Annotated in this window: 21 protein-coding genes, 1 tRNA gene and 1 pseudogene; 21 read left to right on the top strand and 2 right to left on the bottom strand. The window is 58.7% G+C overall.

Features of this window, described 5'->3' with window-relative positions; genetic code table 11:
• A pseudogene (gene tuf / locus ACN0SD_RS18565) lies at window positions 1-216 on the top strand (elongation factor Tu); the annotation flags it as partial.
• 145 nt (window positions 217-361) lie between these two features.
• Here the strand turns inward: tuf and ACN0SD_RS18560 are convergent.
• Window positions 362-1,144, bottom strand: coding sequence for a hypothetical protein (locus ACN0SD_RS18560; RefSeq protein WP_417809700.1), 783 nt, complete (start codon window positions 1,142-1,144; stop codon window positions 362-364).
• Between the two features lie 267 nt (window positions 1,145-1,411).
• Between ACN0SD_RS18560 and ACN0SD_RS18555 the strand changes: the two genes are divergently transcribed.
• Window positions 1,412-2,398, top strand: a complete 987-nt coding sequence (locus ACN0SD_RS18555) for a zinc transporter ZntB (protein ID WP_417809699.1) — start codon at window positions 1,412-1,414, stop codon at window positions 2,396-2,398.
• Between the two features lie 6 nt (window positions 2,399-2,404).
• Here ACN0SD_RS18555 and ACN0SD_RS18550 read toward each other — a convergent pair whose 3' ends face one another.
• Window positions 2,405-2,761, bottom strand: coding sequence for a DJ-1/PfpI family protein (locus tag ACN0SD_RS18550; protein WP_417809698.1), 357 nt, complete (start codon window positions 2,759-2,761; stop codon window positions 2,405-2,407).
• A 256-nt stretch (window positions 2,762-3,017) separates the two neighbouring features.
• Between ACN0SD_RS18550 and ACN0SD_RS18545 the strand changes: the two genes are divergently transcribed.
• The 19 genes from ACN0SD_RS18545 to ACN0SD_RS18455 all read left to right on the top strand — a co-directional run.
• Window positions 3,018-3,093 (top strand) — tRNA-Trp (locus tag ACN0SD_RS18545).
• A 368-nt stretch (window positions 3,094-3,461) separates the two neighbouring features.
• Window positions 3,462-4,115, top strand: a complete 654-nt coding sequence (locus ACN0SD_RS18540; RefSeq protein ID WP_417809697.1) for a 3-oxoacid CoA-transferase subunit A — start codon at window positions 3,462-3,464, stop codon at window positions 4,113-4,115.
• A gap of 1 nt (window position 4,116) precedes the next feature.
• A complete protein-coding gene (locus ACN0SD_RS18535; protein ID WP_417809696.1) occupies window positions 4,117-4,779 on the top strand; it encodes a 3-oxoacid CoA-transferase subunit B in 663 nt (220 codons plus the stop codon).
• 217 nt (window positions 4,780-4,996) lie between these two features.
• Window positions 4,997-5,182, top strand: a complete 186-nt coding sequence (gene secE, locus ACN0SD_RS18530) for a preprotein translocase subunit SecE (RefSeq protein ID WP_417809695.1) — start codon at window positions 4,997-4,999, stop codon at window positions 5,180-5,182.
• 227 nt (window positions 5,183-5,409) lie between these two features.
• Entirely contained in the window at window positions 5,410-5,949 is a 540-nt protein-coding gene (gene nusG / locus ACN0SD_RS18525; protein ID WP_417809694.1) for a transcription termination/antitermination protein NusG, read from the top strand.
• Window positions 5,950-6,041: 92 nt separating this feature from the next.
• A complete protein-coding gene (gene rplK / locus ACN0SD_RS18520) occupies window positions 6,042-6,494 on the top strand; it encodes a 50S ribosomal protein L11 (RefSeq protein ID WP_417809693.1) in 453 nt (150 codons plus the stop codon).
• A gap of 3 nt (window positions 6,495-6,497) precedes the next feature.
• Window positions 6,498-7,196, top strand: coding sequence for a 50S ribosomal protein L1 (rplA, locus tag ACN0SD_RS18515; RefSeq protein WP_417809692.1), 699 nt, complete (start codon window positions 6,498-6,500; stop codon window positions 7,194-7,196).
• A 246-nt stretch (window positions 7,197-7,442) separates the two neighbouring features.
• On the top strand, window positions 7,443-7,955 hold the full coding sequence (gene rplJ / locus ACN0SD_RS18510; protein WP_038131520.1) for a 50S ribosomal protein L10: 513 nt from the start codon (window positions 7,443-7,445) through the stop codon (window positions 7,953-7,955).
• 66 nt (window positions 7,956-8,021) lie between these two features.
• Window positions 8,022-8,393: a 50S ribosomal protein L7/L12 gene (rplL, locus tag ACN0SD_RS18505; protein WP_417809691.1), complete on the top strand. Its 372-nt coding sequence runs from the start codon at window positions 8,022-8,024 to the stop codon at window positions 8,391-8,393.
• Window positions 8,394-8,636: 243 nt separating this feature from the next.
• Complete coding sequence (rpoB, locus tag ACN0SD_RS18500; protein WP_417809690.1) at window positions 8,637-12,773, top strand: DNA-directed RNA polymerase subunit beta; 4,137 nt, start codon at window positions 8,637-8,639, stop codon at window positions 12,771-12,773.
• A 50-nt stretch (window positions 12,774-12,823) separates the two neighbouring features.
• Window positions 12,824-17,050: a DNA-directed RNA polymerase subunit beta' gene (gene rpoC / locus ACN0SD_RS18495; protein ID WP_417809689.1), complete on the top strand. Its 4,227-nt coding sequence runs from the start codon at window positions 12,824-12,826 to the stop codon at window positions 17,048-17,050.
• A 207-nt stretch (window positions 17,051-17,257) separates the two neighbouring features.
• Window positions 17,258-18,001 (top strand): glycosyltransferase family 2 protein, encoded by a 744-nt coding sequence (locus ACN0SD_RS18490; protein ID WP_417809688.1) that lies wholly within the window; start codon window positions 17,258-17,260, stop codon window positions 17,999-18,001.
• Between the two features lie 5 nt (window positions 18,002-18,006).
• Window positions 18,007-18,312 carry a lipid-A-disaccharide synthase N-terminal domain-containing protein gene (locus ACN0SD_RS18485; RefSeq protein WP_417809687.1) on the top strand — a complete coding sequence of 102 codons (306 nt, stop codon included), beginning with the start codon at window positions 18,007-18,009 and terminating at the stop codon, window positions 18,310-18,312.
• Complete coding sequence (locus tag ACN0SD_RS18480; RefSeq protein WP_417809686.1) at window positions 18,287-19,723, top strand: ArnT family glycosyltransferase; 1,437 nt, start codon at window positions 18,287-18,289, stop codon at window positions 19,721-19,723. The genes ACN0SD_RS18485 and ACN0SD_RS18480 overlap by 26 nt, the downstream gene beginning before the upstream one ends.
• Window positions 19,704-20,444 carry a phosphatase PAP2 family protein gene (locus tag ACN0SD_RS18475; protein ID WP_417809685.1) on the top strand — a complete coding sequence of 247 codons (741 nt, stop codon included), beginning with the start codon at window positions 19,704-19,706 and terminating at the stop codon, window positions 20,442-20,444. Before ACN0SD_RS18480 ends, ACN0SD_RS18475 begins: the two co-directional genes overlap by 20 nt.
• 246 nt (window positions 20,445-20,690) lie before the next feature.
• Window positions 20,691-21,062: a 30S ribosomal protein S12 gene (gene rpsL / locus ACN0SD_RS18470; RefSeq protein ID WP_038131511.1), complete on the top strand. Its 372-nt coding sequence runs from the start codon at window positions 20,691-20,693 to the stop codon at window positions 21,060-21,062.
• Between the two features lie 12 nt (window positions 21,063-21,074).
• Window positions 21,075-21,545 (top strand): 30S ribosomal protein S7, encoded by a 471-nt coding sequence (gene rpsG / locus ACN0SD_RS18465; RefSeq protein ID WP_417809684.1) that lies wholly within the window; start codon window positions 21,075-21,077, stop codon window positions 21,543-21,545.
• 18 nt (window positions 21,546-21,563) lie between these two features.
• A complete protein-coding gene (gene fusA, locus ACN0SD_RS18460; protein WP_417809683.1) occupies window positions 21,564-23,681 on the top strand; it encodes an elongation factor G in 2,118 nt (705 codons plus the stop codon).
• A gap of 57 nt (window positions 23,682-23,738) precedes the next feature.
• Window positions 23,739-23,868, top strand: a 130-nt coding sequence (locus ACN0SD_RS18455) for a GTP-binding protein (protein ID WP_417809701.1), incomplete at its 3' end; no start/stop codon positions are given.

The raw sequence follows: 23,868 nt of genomic DNA, 5'->3' as shown, positions 1-23,868 counted from the left end.
TTCGCGAACTACCGTCCGCAGTTTTACTTCCGCACGACGGACGTCACCGGCACCGTTAACCTGCCCGAAGGCACGGAAATGGTCATGCCGGGCGACAACCTGAAGTTCGAAGTCGAACTGATCGCACCGATCGCGATGGAAGACGGCCTGCGTTTCGCTATCCGCGAAGGCGGCCGCACCGTCGGCGCTGGCGTGGTGTCGAAAATCCTCGCTTAATTGGGGGCACATGGTAACGGAAGGGCCGCCCGGTTGGGTGGCCCTTTTGTTTTTGGGGGAAAAGGTGTCGGGCTTTGAAGCGGCCATTCGTCGCTTACCGTTGTATCTGATTAATTCAGGTGAATCGGGCTTGGCAGGCGATACCCTAGCAGCTCGACCTTATTTTTCTGATCACCACACCTTTGCGCCAGTGACTGTCTTTCATCACGCTGGAATATTCCTTGGAATAATCTCGGTATTGATCGTTGCTTATGGCAAACGAAATCGGCAAATGTTTCAGGCTTTCCAGTACGTATTTATCCGCCTGAACGCCGCTGGGAACGACATAGATTTCATCCTGCCTTAGCCCGAAAATATCTTCCAGTAGCGTTACGGAATGGGCTTGATGGCTTGGGAATGCGCCGTGCTCGCTCAGAGTGTAAAAGATATTGGCATCAAAAAAGCAAACGATCCGGTATCCTTGATCGCGCAACTGGTTGACGATCTCGCCAAGCGGGCGCGCATCAAATCCATGCACGTGGCCCAAGTGGTAAATGTTGCTGCCATCAAAAATGGCTATTTTCGCGTCCAATCGCAGATCATGCATGAAGCCCAAACGATCATTGGCCAGCAAGGCATGTGGTTCGTGGCCCCCGAAGCGGTAATAGACGAGTAACCACGCCGCAATCAGCGCGGGCAAAACGATGAGCATCACAGTCGGGTCGATATCGGGGCGCAGGACGATCCACCACAAAAGCAGCGCGGAAATGCTGGTCAGGAGGATGAAGTTAAGCAGCAGATAGACTACTTTGCGCAACCACTTAAGTGTATTGGACTGCGGCGCTTTAGCATCGAAAGAGGCGAGTTTTCGCCCAGTGTCGTGGAGGCTTTCGTCATATTTTAGCTCATACAAAAGGTCTTTGGCGCAAATGTAGCGCAAGCTTTTCAAGGAGGCCATCCGGGCGCAAGCTTGATCGCTCGTTCTGTGGGGCGGTGCTGCATCCTTAGCTACGGCCAACGGCAGCGGCGATGATATGGACCTTTTCCTGATCCCGTTTGCGAAACCCTATCTGAAAGAGGTGGTTCGTCACCGGTCATCCTTCGCTGCAACGCTTGGCGATGCCGTTGAGTGAGCTAACATTCTAGATCCCGGCGCGCTTGCGCTGGCGGGGATCTGCGCTAGGATTTGCGAAATCATGAGGTTAGCATTCGCGCGATGGCCAAAAATCCAATCCTCTTTTCACACGTTCTGTCTGGCGCGCCTGATCCAGATGGTCCTACTGATATCGCAGCGGCCCTGCGCGATGATCGGCTGGCTTGGGCGCATCTGGATGGCACGAACCCGTCTGCGCAGAGCTGGATTCGCGAGGAGCTGGATTATCTTGATCCGCAGGCCGTCGAGGCGCTGCTGGATGTCGATACGCGTCCCCGTATGAGCGTCGTGGGTGACGGGCTGCTGGTGATCTTGCGCGCGATCAACTTCAACGAGGGTGAAGATCCTGAGGATATGGTCTCGTTGCGGATGTATCTGGATACGCGCCGTATTCTGACGATCTCGCGCAAACGCGTGCGCGCTGTCGAGCGGATGAATGTCGGGTTGCGCGAGGGCACCGGGCCGCTGGATGCGAGCGCGTTTCTGGTGCGCCTGACCGAAGATATTGTGGGCAATATCAACGCCTTTCAAAGTGAGCTGGATACCCATGCCGAAGCGCTGGAGGATCGGGTCTTTGGCGGGCAGGGCGATCATGTGCGCCATGACGTGCTGGATTTGCGCCTCAAGGTGATTGCCGCGCGCCGCTACCTTGGGCCGCAACGCGATGCGCTGATTAAGGTGTCACAGGCGCAAAGCCCGATCATTGACGCGGTGACGCGCCGCGAGATCGAGGAAGAGGCGTTCAAGATGACGCGGATCGCCGAAGATATGGATGAACTGCGCGATCAGGCGCAACTCTTGCGCGAGGAACTGTCGAGCCAGCTTTCAGACCGGGTGAACCGCAATACATTTGTGATGTCGGTGGTGACGTCGATGTTCCTGCCGCTGGGTTTTTTGACCGGCTTGTTCGGGGTCAATCTGGGTGGGATGCCGGGGCTGCAATCGCCGATAGCTTTTGAGGCTTTGGTGGTGATCTGTGCGATTCTGGTGATCGCGCAGCTGGGGATCATGGGGCTCTGGCGCTGGCTGAACCAACGCAAGAGCCGATAGCGGCGATCAGGCAGCCGCGCGCTGGTGACGACCTTCGCGGTCATGCCACTCACTGCCAGCATTTTCCACATCGGTGCGGATCGAGGGGTAAGAGGTCAGCTTGCGCCCCTTGGCGATGCACGCCTCAATCAGCTGCCAGGGCGCGTGGCAGATCGCGGCCACTGTCTTGCCTGCGTCGAAGAAGGCGCGCAGCAGGTCGGGGTTGATCTGCCCGCCCGGCAGCATGATGGCGTCATAGTCGCTGGCGGATACATCGGCAATCTTGCGATTGGCGGGCACGGATTTGCCTAGGTTCTTTTCATCCCAGCCGGTGATCTTCTTGCCATCGAGCGAGGCGACATGCACCGTCGCGCAGTTTCTCAAGCGGCACCATCAATTCGGATTGCTCGAAGCCATTGGTCGCCATGATCACGATATTTGCGTCGGCAATCTTGGTCGTCGCCATCTCCTTTTCATCTTGCCGCAGTTTGTGGCGGCTCATCCGCCCGTGATCATCGCCGCTTGCACGGAGCAACGTGGCGGGGGCCTGTTCCGAGGGAACTTGCGAGCTGGGGTGCTCAATTGCGCAAATCGCTCTTGATTTCGTCTGCGCGCTGGCTTAGCAACCGCCGCACGGCATAGGGGTATAGCTCAGTTGGTAGAGCATCGGTCTCCAAAACCGAGGGTCGTGGGTTCGAGTCCCTCTGCCCCTGCCAAGCCGTGACGATTCGGAGATTTTCGACTTCGCGCCATGATTGCGCCCTAAGCGGGCGGATACTGGGCCTCATATTTTTGTGAAGCTTTGGTATAGAAATTTCCCGCATACTGTTCTCCGGACCATATTGGGTCAGGTTCGTTATCGCCGCGCTTGACGCGCAGGGTTCCTTGCAGGTCAATCAGCCGCAAAAGCTTTTTCACAACGTCGTCTATCCGTTGCTGCGCGATGCCCTCACATTGAATTTATGGCGAGATCAAGTCCGATCAACAATCTGCCAGCGCCATTGCAATCGACGTCTTTCAGTTTCCACTTCAGAGAGAGAAGCGGTCCCAGATGGGGATGTCGCGGTGGGAAGGAGGACCGATTATGAAGACAGCGATAAAACCCGAAGCTGCCGCAGAGCTGATCCCGGAAGGGGCGGTGCTGCTGATTGGCGGTTTCATGGCGGTGGGGTCGCCAGAGCAGATGATCGACGCGCTGGTTGCGCGTGGGGTGGGGGGCTTCACGGTGGTGGCCAATGACACCGCCATGCCCGGCCACGGCATTGGTAAACTGGTCAGCGCCGGACTGGTGGCCAAGGCTATCGTGAGCCACATCGGCCTGAACCCCGAGACGCAATCCAAGATGATCGCCGGCGAAATTGAGGTCGAACTGGTGCCGCAGGGCACGCTGGTCGAGCGCATCCGCGCGGGAGGCACAGGCCTCGGTGGAGTTCTGACCGCGACGGGCATTGGAACACTTGTCGAGGAAGAAAAGCAGAAGGTTGAAGTCGACGGTAAGTCGTTTCTTTTGGAAAAGCCGATCCGTGGCGATTTCGCTTTGGTCGCGGCCAAGCAGGCCGACTACATGGGCAATCTCGAATATTCTCTGACGGCGCATAATTTCAATCCGATCATGGCGCTGGCTGGCGACACGGTGATTGCCGAGCCGCATGTGATCGTGCCGGTTGGGGTTATTCCTCCGGATGCGGTCAAAACGCCAGCCGTGCTGGTCGATCATCTTTTGGAACGGGATAACTGATATGAACGCGAAAGAAATTATTGCCCGTCGCGTCGCTCTTGAAGTGAAGGACGGTATGTTGGTGAACCTCGGTATTGGTCTCCCTAGTCTGGTGACCAACTATTTGCCCGAGAATGTGGGTGTGTTTTTTCAGGCGGAGAACGGAGTCATTGGACTGGGCGCCCGCCCGACCGAGGGGATGGAAGACCCTGATCTGACGGATGCCGGTGGTGGCTTCGTGACTGCTGTGCCCGGTGCTGCATCTATCGACTCAGCCATGTCCTTTGGGCTGATCCGTGGCGGGCATCTTGATATGACGGTTCTTGGCGGCCTTCAGGTGGATGAACGCGGCTACCTTGCCAACTGGATGGTGCCGGGCAAAATGGTGCCTGGCATGGGAGGCGCGATGGACCTTGTGGTTGGCGCAAAAAAGGTTGTTGTGTCGATGGTGCACACGGCGAAGGGCAACCCCAAGATCGTACCCGAATGCACACTTCCGCTGACAGCAGAGCGCCAGATCAGCCTGATTGTAACCGAGATGGCGGTCATTGAGCCGACTGAGGACGGCCTTGTGCTGCGTGAGGTAGGGCCAGGAGTTGCCGTAGATGAGGTTCGTTCGGCCACGGCGGCTAAACTGATAATCCCCGATCAAGTGCCAGAGATGGTTCTGGATCCGCTCCGATGATGTATGACTACTGGGCGACACGCCGCCCAGTAGTCTGCATGTATCCACGCAAGTTTCGCTGGCGCAGCCTAGGGCAGGGCGCGCAAACCTGTCGGCGCGCGCAAATGGGTTGAAATCCTGCCCTGCAGCGCGTATCTGGCAGCAGTCGCGCGCTAACGGTTGCGCCAATACAGACAGGCCAGCGCCGAAACGGGCGCGCTTTACAGGGATGACGAACATGGCGAACCCTCTTCAGTTTCTTCAGCAGGTGCGCTCGGAAGCGGGCAAAGTCACTTGGCCCTCGCGCCGTGAGGTGATGCTGACGACCGGTATGGTTCTGGCAATGGCTGCACTGACCTCGTTGTTCTTTTCGCTCGTGGATTGGGTGATCCGTCTGGGCGTCGCCGCGGTGATCGGGAGCTAAGCTGTCGTCAGGCTTGCGTGACGAAACGGGCGATGCACGCACAAACGTGTCTTTAACGGCCTTGAAATCAATGGCGCACGGCGGTAAAGGGGCGGAACTTTCCCGTAAGCGGCGTGCATCGATTCGCGTGGTGCGCGCTGTTTTTTGTTCGGGATATGCGGGCTAACCCGCTGGAAAATTTGAATTTTACGACGCGCAAGCGTCGGTATGAAGGGGCTAAGGTCGGCATGGCGAAGCGTTGGTATTCGGTAAGCGTTCTCTCGAATTTCGAGAAGAAAGTGGCCGAGGGGATCCGTCAGGCTGTTATTGATCAGGGTCTTGAGGATCAGATCGAAGAAGTCTTGGTGCCCACGGAAGAAGTCATCGAGATCCGTCGCGGCAAGAAAGTCACCTCTGAGCGGCGCTTCATGCCCGGCTATGTGCTGGTGCGCATGGAGATGACCGACAAGGGCTATCACCTTGTGAACTCGCTTAATCGCGTCACTGGGTTTTTGGGTCCGCAAGGGCGCCCGATGCCGATGGGTGATGCCGAGGTGAACCGTATCCTGAGCCGCGTCGATGAGACCGGTGAAGCGGCGGCTCCGCGCAACCTGATCTTCTTCGAGATCGGCGAGAACGTGAGCGTGACTGACGGCCCGTTCGAGGGGTTCTCGGGCATGGTCGAGGAAGTGGACGAGGCGGCAAGCCGCTTGAAGGTGACGGTGTCGATCTTTGGTCGCCCCACGCCGGTCGAACTGGAATTCACGCAGGTGCAGAAAACCGCCTGAGTGTAAATCGTGGGAGGCGAGGGGGTAACTCCGGACCGCACCACTAAACTTCGCGCCCCTTTTGGGTGTGACAGTGATAAGGAGAGGGCCAAATGGCCAAGAAAGTAGTTGGGCAGCTGAAGCTGCAAATTCCGGCTGGTGGCGCAAACCCGTCCCCGCCGGTCGGTCCTGCGCTGGGTCAGCGCGGCATCAACATCATGGAATTCTGCAAGGCGTTTAACGCCAAAACGCAGGAAATGGACAAGCAGGCGAAGATCCCGACGATCATCACCTATTACGCTGACAAGTCCTTTACCTTTGAGATCAAGCAGCCCACGGCGAGCTTCTTCATCAAGCAAGCCGCTGGCCTCAAGCCGGTTGGCAAGCGCAACCGTCCGAAGGGCTCTGAGGCCCCCGGTCGCGTGACCGCTGCAACGATCACGGCCGCCCAAGTGCGCCAGATCGCCGAAGCAAAAATGGCTGATCTGAACGCCAACGACATCGAAGGCGCGATGAGCATCATCCTCGGCTCGGCGAAGTCGATCGGTATCGAGGTGAAAGGGTAAGTCATGGCAAAGCTCGGTAAACGGACCAAAGCCGCCCGCGAAGCTTTCGCTGGCAAAGACAACCTCTCGATCGCTGAGGCGGTGAGCCTGATCAAGTCGAACGCACATGCGAAATTCGACGAGACGCTGGAAATCGCGATGAACCTTGGCGTCGATCCGCGTCACGCAGACCAGATGGTCCGCGGCGTGGTCGCCCTGCCCAACGGCACCGGTAAAACGGTGCGCGTGGCGGTGTTTGCGCGTGGCGCGAAAGCCGAAGAAGCACAGGCTGCCGGGGCTGACATCGTTGGCGCCGAAGACCTGATGGAAACCATCCAGTCGGGCAAGATCGAGTTTGATCGTTGCATCGCGACCCCGGACATGATGCCGCTTGTCGGTCGTCTGGGTAAGGTGCTTGGCCCGCGTAACCTGATGCCGAACCCCAAGGTCGGCACGGTGACGATGGACGTCGCAAACGCTGTGGCTGCGGCCAAAGGCGGCGAAGTCCAGTTCAAGGTCGAGAAGGCTGGCGTCATCCATGGTGGCATCGGCAAGGTGTCGTTCTCGGAAGAGAAGCTGGTTGAGAACGTGCGCGCCTTCGTGGACGCCGTTTCCAAAGCTCGCCCCGTTGGCGCAAAAGGCACCTATATGAAAAAGGTGTCGCTGAGCTCCACGATGGGCCCGGGCGTGTCGCTGGACGTTGCGTCCGCAAGCGGCAACTAAAAGAATTCCACCGGGAAACCGGTGGATGGTGGGGCGGGCGCCATAGTGCAACCGCCCTGACCTGTCCGAGACGGAGGGTGCCGGGAAACTGGCTTAATTTCCTTCCTGAGATGGGGATCGAGACCATTTCCGAGGGAGGCCGCTTGGCTGATCTCGGGCGATCTGGGCTCGGGCCCTTTCGGACCCGACCCCGCGCAAGCGGGACAATGAGAGCCGGGGGGAAACCCTCATACTTGGAGTGTAACTGTGGATAGAGCCCAAAAAGAGAAAGTGGTCGAGGAACTCGGCCAGATCTTCGCAAGCTCTGGCGTCGTAGTGGTTGCCCACTACGAGGGGCTGACGGTTGCCGAAATGCAGGACCTGCGGGCGCGCATGCGCGAAGCTGGCGGGTCTGTTCGCGTTGCCAAGAACAAGCTCGCCAAGATCGCCCTTGAAGGTCAGCCCTGCGCAAGCATCGCTGATTTCCTGACGGGCATGACCGTACTTTCCTACTCTGATGATCCCGTCGCCGCGGCGCGGGTGGTTGTCAAGTACGCCAAGGAAAACGAGAAACTCTCGATCCTTGGTGGTTCTATGGGAGAGTCGGCTCTGGATATCGCCGGTGTTAAAGCCGTCGCCGATATGCCGTCGCGCGAAGAGCTTCTTGCTCAGATCGCGTCGTGCATTGGTGCGCCTGCTAGCAACATCGCCGGTGCCATTGGCGCGCCTGCAAGCAACATCGCGAGCATCTTGTCCTCGATCGAGGAAAAGGCTGCTTAAGCAATCGACCTGCCCCGTAGCGGCTTGAAACCGCGACGTTGGAAACCCAAATCTAGGAACTGTGAAATGGCTGATCTGAAAAAACTCGCCGAAGAAATCGTGGGCCTGACCCTTCTGGAAGCCCAGGAACTGAAAACCATCCTCAAAGACGAGTATGGCATCGAGCCCGCTGCTGGTGGCGCTGTGATGATGGCTGGCCCGGCTGCTGCTGGCGAAGCTGCTGAAGAGAAAACCGAATTCGACGTCGTTCTCGTCGAAGCCGGCGCTCAGAAAATCAACGTGATCAAAGAAGTTCGCGGCATCACGGGTCTCGGCCTGAAAGAAGCCAAAGACCTCGTTGAAGCTGGCGGCAAAGTCAAAGAAGGCGCTTCGAAGTCGGAAGCTGAAGAAATTCAGAAGAAACTCGAAGCTGCTGGCGCGAAAGTCGAGCTCAAGTAATCGAGCCGGATGCGCTTGCATCCGACATGAAAAGGGCTGGGTCCGGGAATTTCCGGGCCCAGCCGAACCTGTCTTGGAGAGCGCTTTGCGCATTTGAAGCCCTCTCCAAGGCGGTGTTCGCGGTTCGGGAGCTATCCGGTGGGACGGATGGCAGGTATGGAACCGCCCCCCTTCATTCGCCTTGCGGCGTGCAATGGGCCCCGACATTGCGCAGCCGCGAAGAGACGAAAGGTCACGCAGAGCATGGCTCAAGCTTACGTTGGTCAGAAACGCATCCGTCGCTATTACGGCAAAATCCGTGAAGTCCTTGAAATGCCGAACCTCATTGAGGTTCAGAAATCTTCATACGATCTGTTCCTGCGCTCGGGGGAGGCTGATCAGCCCACCGATGGCGACGGGATTCAGGGCGTGTTCCAGTCGGTTTTCCCGATCAAGGATTTCAACGACAACGCCATTCTGGAGTTCGTGAAATACGAACTCGAAAAGCCGAAATACGATGTCGAAGAGTGTCAGAATCGCGACATGACCTACGCAGCACCGCTCAAGGTGACGCTGCGTCTGATCGTGTTTGATATCGACGAAGATACCGGCGCTCGTTCGGTCAAGGACATCAAGGAACAAGACGTGTTCATGGGCGATATGCCTTTGATGACCAATAACGGCACATTCGTTGTGAACGGCACCGAGCGCGTGATCGTGAGCCAGATGCACCGCTCTCCGGGCGTGTTCTTTGACCATGACCGTGGCAAAACCCACAGCTCGGGCAAGCTGTTGTTTGCCTGCCGCATCATTCCCTATCGCGGTTCATGGCTGGACTTCGAATTCGACGCCAAAGATCTGGTATTCGCGCGCATCGACCGTCGCCGCAAACTGCCGGTAACGACGCTGCTCTATGCGCTTGGTCTCGATCAAGAGGGCATCATGGATGCCTATTACGAGACGGTGCAATACACCGCAAAGGGCAAGACCGGCTGGGTGACCAAGTTCTTCCCCGATCGCGTGCGCGGCACCCGTCCGACCTTTGATCTGGTTGATGCGGCAAGCGGTGAAGTGATCTTGAAAGCGGGCGAGAAAGCGACCCCGCGCATGGTCAAGAAATGGCGTGACGATGACGCGATTTCCGAGCTGTTGGTTCCGTTCGATCACATTCTGGGCCGCTATTGCGCCAAGGATCTCATCAACGAAGAGACCGGTTTCATCTATATCGAGGCTGGCGATGAGCTGACCGCGGAATATGATAAAGACGGAGAACTGTCGGGCGGTTCGGTCAAGGTTCTCGTGGATAACGGGATTACCGAGGTGCCGATCCTTGACATCGATAACGTCAATGTCGGTCCCTATATCCGCAATACGATGGCGGCGGATAAGAACCTCAACCGCGAAACTGCGTTGATGGATATCTACCGCGTCATGCGTCCGGGTGAGCCCCCGACCGTTGAAGCGGCTGAAGGGCTGTTCAACCAGTTGTTCTTTGACGCTGATCGTTATGACCTGTCCGCAGTGGGCCGGGTCAAAATGAACATGCGTCTCGATCTGGACGCGCCTGATACCCAGCGCACTTTGCGCCGCGAAGACATCATCGCCTGTATCCGTGGGCTGGTGGAACTGCGCGACGGCAAAGGCGAGATCGATGATATCGACCACCTCGGCAACCGCCGGGTGCGCTCGGTCGGCGAGCTGATGGAAAATCAGTATCGCGTCGGTCTGCTGCGTATGGAACGCGCGATCAAGGAACGTATGTCTAGCGTTGAGATCGACACGGTGATGCCGCAAGATCTGATCAATGCAAAACCGGCTGCGGCTGCGGTGCGTGAATTCTTCGGCTCTTCGCAGCTGAGCCAGTTCATGGACCAAACCAACCCGCTGTCGGAAGTCACCCACAAACGCCGTCTCTCGGCGCTTGGCCCGGGTGGTCTGACGCGCGAGCGTGCCGGCTTTGAGGTGCGCGACGTTCACCCGACCCACTACGGTCGGATGTGCCCGATTGAAACGCCCGAAGGTCAGAACATCGGCCTGATCAACTCGCTGGCCACCTTTGCCCGCGTGAACAAGTATGGCTTTATCGAGACCCCGTATCGCAAGGTCGAAGATGGCAAGGTCACCGATGAGGTGGTCTACATGTCGGCCACCGAGGAAATGCGTCACACCGTGGCGCAGGCCAACGCGACGCTTGATGAAAACGGCAAGTTCACCAGCGATCTGATTTCGACGCGTCAGTCGGGCGAATACTCGTTGAACCCGCCTGAAGTCATCGACCTGATCGACGTCTCGCCCAAGCAGCTTGTTTCGGTTGCTGCGGCGCTGATCCCGTTCCTTGAAAATGACGATGCGAACCGCGCCCTGATGGGTTCGAACATGCAACGTCAGGCTGTGCCGCTTCTGCGCTCCGAGGCTCCGTTTGTGGGCACCGGGATGGAAGCGATCGTGGCGCGTGATTCCGGTGCGGCCATCATGGCCAATCGCGGCGGTATCATCGACCAGGTTGACGCGCAGCGCATCGTTATCCGCGTGACGGATAACCTTGAGGCGGGTGAACCCGGCGTGGACATCTACCGTCTGCGCAAGTTCAAACGGTCGAACCAATCCTCGACGATCAACCAGCGTCCTGTCGTCAAAGTGGGCGACCGGGTGCAAAAAGGTCAGGTTGTGGCTGATGGTCCGTCCACCGATCAAGGTGAGCTGGCAATCGGGCGCAACGTGATCGTCGCGTTCATGCCATGGAATGGCTACAACTACGAAGACTCGATCCTGATTTCCGAGCGTATTCACCGCGATGACGTGTTCACCTCGATCCATATCGACGAATACGAAGTGGCGGCGCGCGACACGAAACTGGGGCCGGAAGAAATCACCCGCGACATTCCCAACGTCGGTGAGGAAGCCCTGCGCAACCTCGACGAAGCGGGCATCGTGTATATCGGCGCCGAAGTGGGGCCGGGCGATATTCTTGTCGGTAAGATCACGCCAAAGGGTGAAAGCCCGATGACGCCGGAAGAAAAACTCTTGCGCGCCATCTTTGGTGAAAAGGCGTCTGACGTGCGCGATACTTCGCTGCGTTTGCCGCCCGGTGCGTTCGGCACAATCGTGGAAGTGCGCGTCTTTAACCGCCATGGCGTGGAAAAAGACGAACGTGCGCTGCAGATCGAGCGGGAAGAAGTCGAACGTCTCGCACGTGACCGCGACGATGAGCTGGCGATCCTTGAGCGCAACATCTACGCGCGTCTGCGCACGCTGGTCATGGGCAAAAAGGCCGTCAAAGGCCCCAAAGGCGTCAAGCCGGGCTCTGAGATCAACGAAGAACTGCTGGGCACCTTGTCCAAAGGTCAGTGGTGGCAGCTTGCCCTTGAAAGCGAGGGCGACGCGAAAGAGGTCGAGGCGCTTAACGATCAGTTCGAGGCACAGAAACGTGCCCTTGATTTGCGCTTTGAAGACAAGGTCGAGAAAGTCCGTCAGGGCGACGATCTGCCTCCGGGCGTGATGAAGATGGTCAAGGTCTTCGTGGCTGTGAAGCGCAAGCTTCAGGCAGGCGACAAGATGGCTGGTCGTCACGGCAACAAAGGTGTCGTGTCCAAGGTCGTGCCGGTCGAGGATATGCCTTTCCTCGCCGACGGGACGCCGGTCGATCTGGTGCTGAACCCGCTGGGCGTGCCTTCACGCATGAACGTTGGTCAGATCCTTGAAACCCATATGGGGTGGGCGTCGCGCGGTCTGGGCATCCAGATCGACGAGGCAATCCGGGCCTATCGCCGCGATGGTGACATGACCCCGGTCAAGGCTGCGATGCGTCACGGCTATGGCGATGAGACCTATCAAGAGGCCTTCTCGGACATGGACGACGAAAGCCTGCTGGAAAGCGCCGAGACCGTTCGCGGTGGCGTGCCGATTGCAACCCCGGTCTTTGACGGGGCGAAAGAGGCCGACATCAACGACGCGTTGACGCGTGCAGGCTTTAGTGAATCGGGTCAGTCGGTGGTGTTTGATGGCCGCTCGGGCGAGCAATTCGCCCGCAAGGTCACCGTTGGGGTGAAATACTTCCTCAAGCTGCACCACTTGGTCGATGACAAGATGCACGCACGTTCGACCGGTCCGTATTCGCTTGTCACGCAGCAGCCGCTGGGTGGTAAGGCGCAGTTCGGTGGTCAGCGTCTGGGTGAGATGGAGGTCTGGGCACTCGAAGCCTACGGTGCCGCCTACACCTTGCAAGAGATGCTGACGGTGAAGTCCGATGACGTGGCTGGCCGCACCAAAGTCTATGAGTCGATCGTCAAGGGCGAGGACAATTTCGAAGCCGGCGTGCCGGAATCGTTCAACGTTCTCGTCAAAGAGGTCCGAGGCCTTGGCCTCAATATGGAACTCCTGGATGCGGAGGATGACGAGTGAGGGCTTAGGCCCTTACTCCCTCCCCTCTGCCCTCATTCAAGGATTTACAGATGAACCAGGAACTGACGCAAAACCCGTTCAACCCGCTTGCCCAGCCCAAGGCCTTTGACGAGATCAAGATCTCGCTGGCCTCGCCGGAGCGGATCCTGTCATGGTCGTTTGGCGAGATCAAAAAGCCCGAGACCATCAACTACCGCACGTTTAAACCCGAGCGTGACGGCCTGTTCTGCGCACGCATCTTTGGCCCGATCAAAGATTACGAATGCCTGTGCGGCAAATACAAGCGGATGAAATATCGCGGCGTTGTCTGCGAGAAATGCGGTGTGGAAGTCACGCTGCAAAAGGTCCGCCGCGAGCGTATGGGCCACATCGAGCTGGCCTCGCCGGTCGCGCATATCTGGTTCCTCAAGTCGCTGCCCTCGCGCATCGCCTTGATGCTGGACACCACGTTGCGCAGCCTTGAGCGGATTCTCTACTTTGAGAACTTCGTTGTGATCGAGCCCGGTCTGACCGATCTGACCTATGGTCAGTTGATGACCGAGGAAGAATATCTCGACGCGCAGGACGCTTATGGCGCCGACGCCTTCACCGCCAATATCGGCGCTGAGGCTATTCGTGAAATGCTGGCAGCGGTCGACCTTGAGGCGACTGCCGAGCAGCTGCGCGAAGAGCTGAAGGAAGCCACGGGCGAGCTGAAGCCGAAGAAGATCATCAAGCGCTTGAAGATCGTCGAAAGCTTCCTTGAATCGGGCAACCGCCCTGAATGGATGGTGCTGACGGTGCTGCCGGTGATCCCGCCGGAACTGCGCCCGCTGGTGCCGCTTGATGGTGGCCGGTTCGCGACCTCGGATCTCAACGATCTGTATCGTCGCGTGATCAACCGCAACAACCGTCTCAAGCGCCTCATCGAGCTGCGCGCGCCCGACATCATCGTGCGCAACGAAAAGCGGATGTTGCAGGAATCGGTTGATGCGCTGTTTGACAACGGCCGTCGCGGTCGCGTGATCACGGGCACCAACAAGCGCCCGCTGAAATCGCTGTCCGACATGCTGAAGGGTAAGCAAGGTCGCTTCCGTCAGAACCTTTTGGGTAAGCGCGTGGACTTCTCGGGGCGTTCGGTCATTGTGACCGGTCCCGAGTTGAAACTGCATCAGTGCGGTCTGCCCAAGAAGATGGCGCTCGAACTGTTCAAGCCGTTCATCTATTCGCGTCTTGAGGCGAAGGGTTTGTCGAGCACCGTCAAACAAGCCAAGAAACTGGTCGAGAAAGAGCGCCCCGAAGTGTGGGATATCCTTGACGAGGTAATCCGCGAACACCCGGTTCTGCTTAACCGTGCGCCGACGCTGCACCGTCTGGGCATTCAGGCGTTTGAGCCGATGCTGATCGAAGGGAAGGCTATCCAGCTGCACCCGCTGGTTTGCTCGGCCTTTAACGCTGACTTTGACGGCGACCAGATGGCCGTGCACGTCCCGCTGAGCCTTGAGGCCCAGCTGGAAGCGCGCGTCTTGATGATGTCGACCAACAACGTGCTGTCGCCTGCCAACGGTGCGCCGATTATCGTGCCCTCGCAGGATATGATTCTGGGTCTTTACTATGTGACCATGGAACGCAAAGGCATGAAGGGCGAGGGCATGGCCTTTGGCTCGGTCGAGGAAGTGGAACACGCGCTCAATGCGGGCGAAGTGGGTCTGCATGCCAAGATCACTTGCCGTGTGAAACAGATCGACGAGACCGGCAACGAGGTGTTCCAACGCTTCGAAACCACGCCGGGCCGCTGCCGTCTGGGCTCGCTTTTGCCGCTGAATGCAAAGGCACCGTTCGAACTGGTCAACCGTCTTCTACGTAAGAAAGACGTGCAGAACACAATCGACACCGTCTATCGCTACTGCGGTCAGAAAGAGTCGGTGATCTTCTGTGACCAGATCATGGGCATGGGCTTCCGCGAGGCGTTCAAGGCGGGCATTTCGTTCGGTAAGGACGACATGGTTATCCCCGATAACAAGTGGGATATCGTCGAAGGCGTTCGCGATCAGGTCAAGGATTTCGAACAGCAATATATGGACGGCCTGATCACCCAAGGTGAGAAGTACAACAAAGTCGTTGATGCTTGGTCGAAATGTAACGATCAGGTCACGGACGCGATGATGAACACCATCTCCGCGCCCAAATATGATGAGAACGGCGCAGAAATGGAACCGAACTCGGTTTACATGATGGCGCACTCGGGCGCGCGTGGCTCGGTTACCCAGATGAAACAGCTGGGCGGGATGCGCGGCTTGATGGCCAAGCCGAATGGCGAGATCATCGAAACGCCGATCATCTCGAACTTTAAAGAAGGCCTGACCGTTCTCGAGTACTTCAACTCGACGCACGGCGCGCGTAAGGGTCTGTCCGATACCGCGCTTAAGACGGCGAACTCGGGCTATCTGACGCGGCGTCTGGTAGACGTGGCACAGGATTGCATCGTGCGCAGCCATGATTGTGGCACCGATCGTGCGATCACCGCTTCGGCGGCGGTCAATGATGGGGAAATCGTCTCGCCGCTATCCGAGCGTATCTTGGGCCGTGTCGCAGCCGATGACGTCAACGTTCCGGGCACCGATGAGGTGCTGGTGCGCGCGGGCGAATTGATCGACGAGCGCAAGGCTGATGCCGTTGAACAGGCGGGCGTGCAATCGGTGCGCATCCGCTCGGCGCTGACCTGTGAGGCCGAAGAAGGCGTTTGCGCGCTCTGCTACGGTCGCGATCTGGCACGTGGTACGCTGGTGAACCAAGGCGAAGCGGTGGGCATTATCGCCGCGCAGTCGATTGGCGAACCGGGCACGCAGCTGACGATGCGGACCTTCCACTTGGGCGGCGTGGCTCAAGGTGGCTCGCAGTCGTTCCTGGAAGCCAGCCAAGAGGGCAAGATCGAGTTCCGCAATGCGCAACTCATCGTCAACGAGGCAGGCGACCAGATCGTTATGGGGCGCAACATGCAAATTGCGATCCTCAGCGATCAGGGCGAGGAACTGGCCAGCCACAAACTGGGCTACGGCACCAAGGTGTTCGTCAAGGATGGCGCCAAGGTCGCGCGCGGCGACAAGCTGATCGAATGGGATCCCTACACCCTGCCGATCATCGCCGATAAACCCGGTAAGGTGCGTTTCGTCGATCTCGTTTCGGGCATCTCGGTGCGCGAAGATACCGATGATGCGACTGGCATGACCCAAAGGATCGTGGCGGATTGGCGTTCGGCGCCCAAAGGCAACGACCTCAAGCCCGAGGTTCTGATCTTGGGTGAAGACGGCGAACCGGTGCGCAACGATGCGGGCAACCCGGTGATCTACACGATGTCGGTGGATGCGATCCTGTCGGTCGAAGACGGCCAACAGGTCAAAGCCGGTGACGTTGTGGCGCGGATCCCGCGCGAGGGTGCCAAGACCAAGGACATCACCGGTGGTCTGCCGCGTGTGGCCGAACTCTTTGAGGCACGTCGTCCCAAGGATCACGCAATCATCGCCGAAATTGATGGCTATGTGCGCTTTGGCAAGGACTACAAGAACAAGCGCCGGCTCTCGATTGATCCGCGCGACGAAGGTCTTGAGCCCGCCGAATACATGGTGCCGAAAGGCAAGCACATCCCGGTGCAGGAAGGCGACTTCGTGCAGAAGGGTGACTACATCATGGACGGCAACCCGGCGCCGCATGACATCTTGCGTATCATGGGGATTGAGGCTTTGGCCGATTACCTCATCGACGAGGTGCAGGACGTCTATCGACTGCAGGGTGTGAAGATCAACGACAAGCACATCGAAGTGATTGTTCGCCAGATGCTGCAAAAGATCGAGATCCTGGATTCGGGTGAATCGACCCTTCTCAAAGGCGAGAATGTCGACAAGGCCGAGTTCGATGAAGAGAACGCCAAGGTCATCGCTCGTGGCGGTCGTCCGGCCACCGGGGAACCGGTGCTGTTGGGCATCACCAAGGCGTCGCTGCAAACGCGCAGCTTCATCTCGGCGGCATCCTTCCAAGAGACAACGCGGGTTCTTACCGAGGCTTCGGTGCAGGGCAAGCGCGACAAGCTGGTCGGTCTTAAGGAAAACGTCATCGTTGGTCGGTTGATCCCGGCGGGCACGGGTGGGGCGACCACCAAAGTCCGCAAGGTCGCAACCGATCGCGACAACAAGGTGATTGAGGCTCGTCAGGCCGAAGCCGCCGAAGCCGCAGCGCTGGCCGCTCCGGTCGAGGCAGACGCAGATTTCGGTCCGGTCGAAACGCCGGAAAGCCGAGATTGATTTCAGCCCCGAACGGCTGAGTTGATATGACCCCGCGCGAGACAATCGCGCGGGGTTTTCCTTTGGGCCGCTTTGTAGTGAGGCGCGCGCGATCTCGCGCATCGGCGCGCCCACGAAACCGTGGGCAGGCCCGAGGATCGTTTACAAGATGGCGCGGCGGAGATATGAGGGGCCGATCCTGCGACGCCCCAAGCGAGTTCCGGCCCCATGCCCGAGATTTCCCCCGAGATTTCTATCGTCATCCCTGCCAAGAATGAGGCGACCAACATCGTCGCACTGCTCGACGAGATCGACGCAGCCTGCGCGCCTGTATGCGATTACGAGGTGATCGTGGTCGATGATGGCTCTGATGACGGGATGGGCGACATCGTGCGCGCACGCATGGCCGATCATCCCAACCTGCGCTTGCTGCATCACGCCAAATCAGGCGGGCAAAGCGCGGGCGTGCATTCGGGCGTGTTGGCGGCCAAGGGCGCGATCATCTGCACGCTGGATGGCGATGGGCAAAACCCGCCCAGCGAGTTGCCCGCGCTGATGGCGCCTTTGCGCGCGCCCGGTTCTGACGCGGTCGGGTTGGTGGCGGGGCAGCGTGTCGGGCGCCAAGATACTATGTCGAAGAAGCTTGCCTCGAAATTCGCCAATGGTATTCGCTCGGCGATCCTCAAGGATGGCACGCGCGACACCGGCTGCGGGCTCAAGGCGTTTCGTCGCGAAGCGTTCCTGCGTCTGCCGTTTTTCAATCACATGCACCGCTATCTGCCTGCGCTGTTTGCGCGCGATGGCTGGGAGGTGGCGCATGTCGATGTCTCTCACCGTTCGCGCGGGGGCGGGGCGTCGAACTATAACAATCTGCAACGCGGGCTTGTCGGCGTTGTCGATCTGATGGGCGTGGCTTGGTTGCTACGGCGACGCAAGACCGCGCGCGCCACCGAAATCGCGCGCAAGGAGTAAGCCCCATGCAATGGCTGATGAGTATGCTGCATGTCGACAGCATGACCGAGCTGTGGTGGGTCGTTTTCGGCCTGTTGGCGCAGTTGATGTTTACCGGTCGCTTCGTCGTGCAATGGATCGCCTCAGAGCGGCAGCGCGATTCTGTCGTGCCGGTCGCATTTTGGTATTTCTCGCTGGCGGGCGGCTTGATGCTGTTTAGCTATGCCGTTTATCGCCGCGATCCGGTGTTCATTCTGGGGCAGTCTCTGGGCGTGTTCATCTATTCCCGCAATCTCTGGCTGATCCATGCCAAGCGCCGCCGCGAAGCGTGACCCCCAAAGCTGGTTCGCGCCGGCGCTATTGATCGTTGCTGCGGTCACGTTGCTGCGGCTGATCGCGCTGGCGTTTAACCGCACCGATCTGTTTGTCGATGAGACGCAATACTGGCTCTGGGGCCAGCATCTAGATTTCGGATATTATTCCAAACCGCCGCTGATTGGCTGGCTGATCCGCGCGGTGACGGAGCTTGTGGGATCGAACGCGCCGTTTTGGGTGCGTATGCCCGGCCCAGTGCTACACGGCATGACCGCGCTGGCGCTGGGGGCGTTGGGCGCGCGGATTGGCGGGCGCAGTGCGGGGCTGTGGTCGGCGGTGATCTATGTGACGCTGCCCTTTGTGGCGCTTGGTTCGGTTCTAATGTCGACCGATACGGTGATGGCACCGTTCTATGCGCTGGCGCTGCTGTTTTCCTATCGCGCGGCGCAGGGCGGGCGGCTGGCGGATGCGCTGGTTGCGGGGATCTGCGCGGGGCTGGCCTTTATGGCGAAATATGCCGCGATTTATTTGATCCCCGGTTTGGCACTGGCCGCGCTGGTGGCACCGAGCTGGCGGATGGGCTGGCGCAATGCGCTGGTGATGGTTGTCACGGCGGGCCTGGTGATTGCGCCCAACGTGGTGTGGAACCTCAACCATGATTTGACGACTGTCTCGCATACGATGGACAATGTCGGCTGGGTGCGCAGCGGCGCGATGCTGGACCTGCCCTCAATGGGCGAATTCTTTGGCAGTCAGTTTGCGGTGTTTGGGCCTTTGACATTTGGCGCTTTGCTGCTGGGATATGTCAGTTGGGGTGATCCCGGCAAGCGCGGCTTGGTGATGCTGTCGATCCCGCCGCTATTGGCGGTGACGATTGAGGCGCTGCTGGATCGCGCCTATGCGAACTGGGCGATTGCCGCGTATTTCGCGGGCACGGTGCTGGCGGTCTTGGTGATGGGGCGGATCTGGCGTATCGCGGCGCTGGCGGTGAACGGGGTGATCGCGCTGATGATACCGCTGCTGACGGTGCTGGCGCCTTGGCCTGCCAAAGACGGGCAACCCTTGCTCAAACGCTGGTTGGGGCGCGTTGATCTAAGCGCGCATATACTGGCGCTGGCAAAAGCGGATGGCGTGCCGATCTACACCGCCAACCGCGATATTCTGGCCGATCTGTTTTATACGGGCCGCGATGCTGGTGTAACGGTCTATGCGCCCGCTCCCAAGGGGCGTGCGCATAGCTATTACGAGCAGATGTGGCCTCTGCCTGTGGGCTATACCGGCAAGCTGTTGGTGATTGCCAATCAAGCGCCGGACTGTGGCAGGGGGCCTGTGGCACCTGCGGGTGATCTGGCGGCGTCGGGGACTTGGGCAGGCAAGGGCTTTGCCCCCTATCTGGTGGAGGCGCGCTGTGTCCGTTCCCAAGATTGATCTTGCCCGCACCGGCTGGATGCTGCTGGCGCTGTGGCTTGGGGCGCTCGTGGTGTTTCGTGCAGCACCCGGTGTCGATCTGTTCGTGACGGGGCTATTTTACAACGCCGATACCGGGTTTTCAGTAATCACCAATCCGCTTTGGGAATGGTTGCGCCAGCGGATCTGGGATCTCGCGATTTTGGTGTTTCTGGCATCGCTGATCTGCTGGCCGCTGGCGTTGTGGCGGGGCAGGGTGCTGCGGCTGAGCGCACGGGCTTGGGGCTTTGTGCTGGGGCTGTTTTTCTTTGCGCCTGTGGTGATCGTCAACGGCTTGCTTAAATCCAATTCGGGACGCGCGCGCCCGGCCGACGTCGATCTGTTTGGCGGGGCGCATCACTTCTCGATTGCAGGCGATTTCACCGATCAATGCGCGCGCAACTGTTCGTTCGTTTCGGGCGAGGTTTCGGCAGCGGTGGCGTTGAGTGTGGTGATCTGGCTGGGGGGCGAGGCGATGCGCGACCGGCTGCCGCGCTGGGGGCTGTTTTATATCCGAGCAATCGCCGTGTTTATCAGCGCCTTTATCGCCCTTCAGCGTGTGGGCACGGGGCGGCATTTCCTGTCGGACGCGTTTTTCGCGGGCATGATCAGCCTTAGCGTGGCGTGGCTACTGTGGGGGCTGATCTTTGGCGGCTGGCTTGCGCGCTTGCAGGCTCGGCTTTCGCGCGGTCGGCGCAGTTGACAAGGCATCCGACTCCCCCTATACGCCGCGCTACCTGACGGGTGCATTGTGCCTACCGGGTCACCGATTTCTAGTGGTCACGATCCGGGCCCATAGCCCCGATCCTCTGGAATTCAACGCAGTCTCCTCTGCCTTCGGGTGGGGAGGGTGTGAATTGGCGTTTCGCGAATGGGCGCGAAATACCGTCGAGAAGTGGCGCATCCGAGACCGGGTGCGAGTATTGACAAGCAGATACGGGGAACCGGAATGCCAACGATTCAACAGCTGATCCGCAAGCCGCGGCAGCCGAAAGTGAAGGGCTCGAAATCGCAGCACCTTCAGCAGTGCCCGCAAAAGCGTGGCGTTTGCACGCGCGTCTATACAACGACGCCGAAGAAACCGAACTCCGCTATGCGTAAGGTCGCGAAAGTGCGCCTGACGAATGGCTTCGAGGTCATCTCTTACATCCCGGGTGAAAAGCACAACCTGCAAGAGCACTCTGTTGTGCTTATCCGCGGCGGTCGTGTGAAAGACCTTCCGGGCGTTCGTTACCACATCCTGCGCGGTGTGCTCGATACGCAAGGTGTTAAAGACCGTCGTCAACGCCGTTCGAAATACGGCGCGAAGCGTCCGAAGTAAGGAGATCACCACATGTCTCGTCGTCACGCCGCTGAAAAGCGCGAAGTTTTGCCGGACGCCAAGTATGGTGACCGCATTCTCACCAAATTCATGAACAACCTGATGATGGACGGCAAAAAGTCTGTTGCCGAACGGATTGTCTATAGCGCGCTGATCCGCGTCGAGGGCAAGCTAAAGCGCGAGCCCATCGAAGTGTTCCACGAAGCGCTTGAGAACGTGAAACCCTCGGTCGAGGTGCGTTCGCGCCGCGTCGGTGGTGCCACCTATCAGGTGCCCGTCGAAGTGCGTCCGATCCGCCGTGAGGCGCTCGCGATCCGCTGGTTGATCACCGCCGCAAAAAACCGCAACGAGAACACCATGGAAGAGCGCCTTGCAGGCGAGCTTTTGGATGCTGTGAACTCGCGCGGCACTGCGGTGAAAAAACGCGAAGATATGCACAAGATGGCCGACGCAAACAAAGCGTTCAGCCACTACCGCTGGTAAAAACGGAAGGACGCCATTATGGCACGCGAGTATCCGCTTTCATTCTACCGTAACTTCGGGATCATGGCGCATATCGACGCGGGTAAAACCACGACGACTGAGCGGATCCTGTACTACACCGGCAAATCGCACAAAATCGGCGAAGTGCACGATGGTGCAGCAACCATGGACTGGATGGAGCAAGAGGCCGAGCGCGGCATCACCATCACGTCGGCTGCGACGACCACGTTCTGGGAGCGCACCGAAACCGGTGACGCGCCCCAGACGCCCAAGCACCGCTTCAACATCATCGACACCCCCGGCCACGTTGACTTCACCATCGAAGTCGAACGCTCGCTGGCTGTGCTTGACGGTGCCGTTGCTTTGCTGGACGCCAACGCCGGTGTTGAGCCGCAGACCGAAACCGTGTGGCGTCAAGCTGACCGCTACAAGGTTCCGCGGATGGTGTTCGTCAACAAGATGGACAAAATCGGCGCTGACTATTTCAACTGTGTGAAGATGATCAAGGACCGCACGGGGGCGACCCCGGTTCCGGTCAACTTCCCGATCGGTGCAGAAGATCACCTTGAAGGCATCGTTGACCTGATCACCATGGAAGAATGGGTTTGGGAAGGCGAGGATCTGGGCGCGTCCTGGTTCCGTCGTCCGATCCGTGACGATCTGAAGGCAACCGCCGACGAGTGGCGTGCGCACCTGATCGAGAACGCGGTCGAGCAAGACGATGACGCCATGATGGCCTATCTTGAGGGTGAAGAGCCTGACGTTGAGACGCTGCGCAAGCTGGTCCGCAAGGGCACGCTGTCGCTGTCCTTCGTGCCGGTTCTGGGTGGCTCTGCGTTCAAAAACAAGGGTGTGCAGCCTCTGTTGAACGCTGTCATCGACTTCCTGCCCTCGCCACTCGACGTTCCGGCTTACATGGGCTTCTCGCCTGATGATGAGACGGAAGAGCGCAACATCGCACGTCACGCTGACGACGATGAGCCGCTGTCGGGTCTTGCGTTCAAGATCATGAACGACCCCTTCGTGGGCACGCTCACCTTCACGCGCCTCTACTCGGGCAAAATGAAGAAGGGTGACTCGATCCTGAACGCGACCAAAGGTCGTAAAGAGCGCATCGGTCGTATGATGATGATGCACTCCAACAACCGCGACGAGATCGACGAAGCCTTTGCAGGTGACATCATCGCGCTGGCCGGTCTGAAAGAAACCACCACGGGTGACACGCTCTGTGACATCAACAATCAGGTGGTTCTGGAAACGATGACCTTCCCCGATCCGGTTATCGAGATCGCGGTTGAGCCGAAGACGAAAGCCGACCAAGAAAAGATGGGCCTCGCTTTGGCACGTCTGGCCGCCGAAGACCCGTCCTTCCGCGTCGAAACCGATCTTGAATCGGGTCAGACGATCATGAAGGGCATGGGCGAACTTCACCTCGACATTCTTGTTGATCGCATGAAGCGTGAATTCAAGGTTGAGGCGAATATCGGTGCCCCGCAAGTTGCTTATCGTGAGACGATCAGCCACGCGACCGAGATCGATTACACGCACAAGAAACAGACCGGTGGTACCGGCCAGTTTGCGCGCGTGAAGCTGGAAATCACCCCGACGGAGCCGGGCGAGGGTTACTCGTTCGAATCCAAAGTCGTGGGTGGTTCGGTGCCGAAAGAATATATCCCCGGCGTCGAAAAAGGCATCAAATCGGTCATGGATTCCGGTCCGCTTGCTGGCTTCCCGGTTATCGACTTCAAAGTTCAGCTCCTTGATGGTGCGTTCCACGACGTCGACTCCTCGGTGCTGGCATTTGAGATCGCGTCGCGCGCTGCGATGCGCGAAGGTCTGCGCAAGGCTGGGGCAAAACTGCTTGAGCCGATGATGAAAGTCGAAGTGGTCACGCCGGAAGAATACACCGGTTCGATCATTGGGGACCTGACCTCGCGTCGGGGCCAGGTGCAAGGACAAGAGACCCGCGGCAACGCGATCGTCATCAATTCCTTCGTGCCGCTTGCCAATATGTTCGGCTACATCAACAACCTGCGCTCGATGTCCTCGGGCCGGGCGGTGTTCACGATGCTCTTTGATCACTACGAGCCCGTGCCGCAGAACATCTCTGACGAGATCCAGAAGAAATACGCGTAAGGTTTGGCGCCGGGCAACCGGCGCCTCCCCTTCGTTTCGAAATGACAGGAGGCCATCATGGCTAAGGAAAAGTTTCAACGTAACAAACCGCACGTCAACATCGGCACGATTGGTCACGTTGACCACGGCAAGACGACGCTGACGGCAGCGATCACCAAGTATTTTGGTGATTTCAAAGCCTATGACC

The organism is Thioclava sp. (assembly GCF_048263065.1).
In the GTDB taxonomy this organism is placed as follows: domain Bacteria; phylum Pseudomonadota; class Alphaproteobacteria; order Rhodobacterales; family Rhodobacteraceae; genus Thioclava.
Note: the sequence above shows the minus strand (reverse complement) of the source record. Positions and strands in the feature narration are given on the sequence as shown.

What these genes read in the sequence shown, in the direction of transcription:
- ACN0SD_RS18555 (WP_417809699.1), top strand. Translation starts at nt 1,412, where the DNA reads ATGGCCAAAAATCCAATCCTCTTTTCACACGTTCTGTCTGGCGCGCCT.
- ACN0SD_RS18540 (WP_417809697.1), top strand. Translation starts at nt 3,462, where the DNA reads ATGAAGACAGCGATAAAACCCGAAGCTGCCGCAGAGCTGATCCCGGAA.
- ACN0SD_RS18535 (WP_417809696.1), top strand. Translation starts at nt 4,117, where the DNA reads ATGAACGCGAAAGAAATTATTGCCCGTCGCGTCGCTCTTGAAGTGAAG.
- secE (WP_417809695.1), top strand. Translation starts at nt 4,997, where the DNA reads ATGGCGAACCCTCTTCAGTTTCTTCAGCAGGTGCGCTCGGAAGCGGGC.
- nusG (WP_417809694.1), top strand. Translation starts at nt 5,410, where the DNA reads ATGGCGAAGCGTTGGTATTCGGTAAGCGTTCTCTCGAATTTCGAGAAG.
- rplK (WP_417809693.1), top strand. Translation starts at nt 6,042, where the DNA reads ATGGCCAAGAAAGTAGTTGGGCAGCTGAAGCTGCAAATTCCGGCTGGT.
- rplA (WP_417809692.1), top strand. Translation starts at nt 6,498, where the DNA reads ATGGCAAAGCTCGGTAAACGGACCAAAGCCGCCCGCGAAGCTTTCGCT.
- rplL (WP_417809691.1), top strand. Translation starts at nt 8,022, where the DNA reads ATGGCTGATCTGAAAAAACTCGCCGAAGAAATCGTGGGCCTGACCCTT.
- rpoB (WP_417809690.1), top strand. Translation starts at nt 8,637, where the DNA reads ATGGCTCAAGCTTACGTTGGTCAGAAACGCATCCGTCGCTATTACGGC.
- rpoC (WP_417809689.1), top strand. Translation starts at nt 12,824, where the DNA reads ATGAACCAGGAACTGACGCAAAACCCGTTCAACCCGCTTGCCCAGCCC.
- ACN0SD_RS18490 (WP_417809688.1), top strand. Translation starts at nt 17,258, where the DNA reads ATGCCCGAGATTTCCCCCGAGATTTCTATCGTCATCCCTGCCAAGAAT.
- ACN0SD_RS18485 (WP_417809687.1), top strand. Translation starts at nt 18,007, where the DNA reads ATGCAATGGCTGATGAGTATGCTGCATGTCGACAGCATGACCGAGCTG.
- ACN0SD_RS18480 (WP_417809686.1), top strand. Translation starts at nt 18,287, where the DNA reads ATGCCAAGCGCCGCCGCGAAGCGTGACCCCCAAAGCTGGTTCGCGCCG.
- rpsL (WP_038131511.1), top strand. Translation starts at nt 20,691, where the DNA reads ATGCCAACGATTCAACAGCTGATCCGCAAGCCGCGGCAGCCGAAAGTG.
- rpsG (WP_417809684.1), top strand. Translation starts at nt 21,075, where the DNA reads ATGTCTCGTCGTCACGCCGCTGAAAAGCGCGAAGTTTTGCCGGACGCC.
- fusA (WP_417809683.1), top strand. Translation starts at nt 21,564, where the DNA reads ATGGCACGCGAGTATCCGCTTTCATTCTACCGTAACTTCGGGATCATG.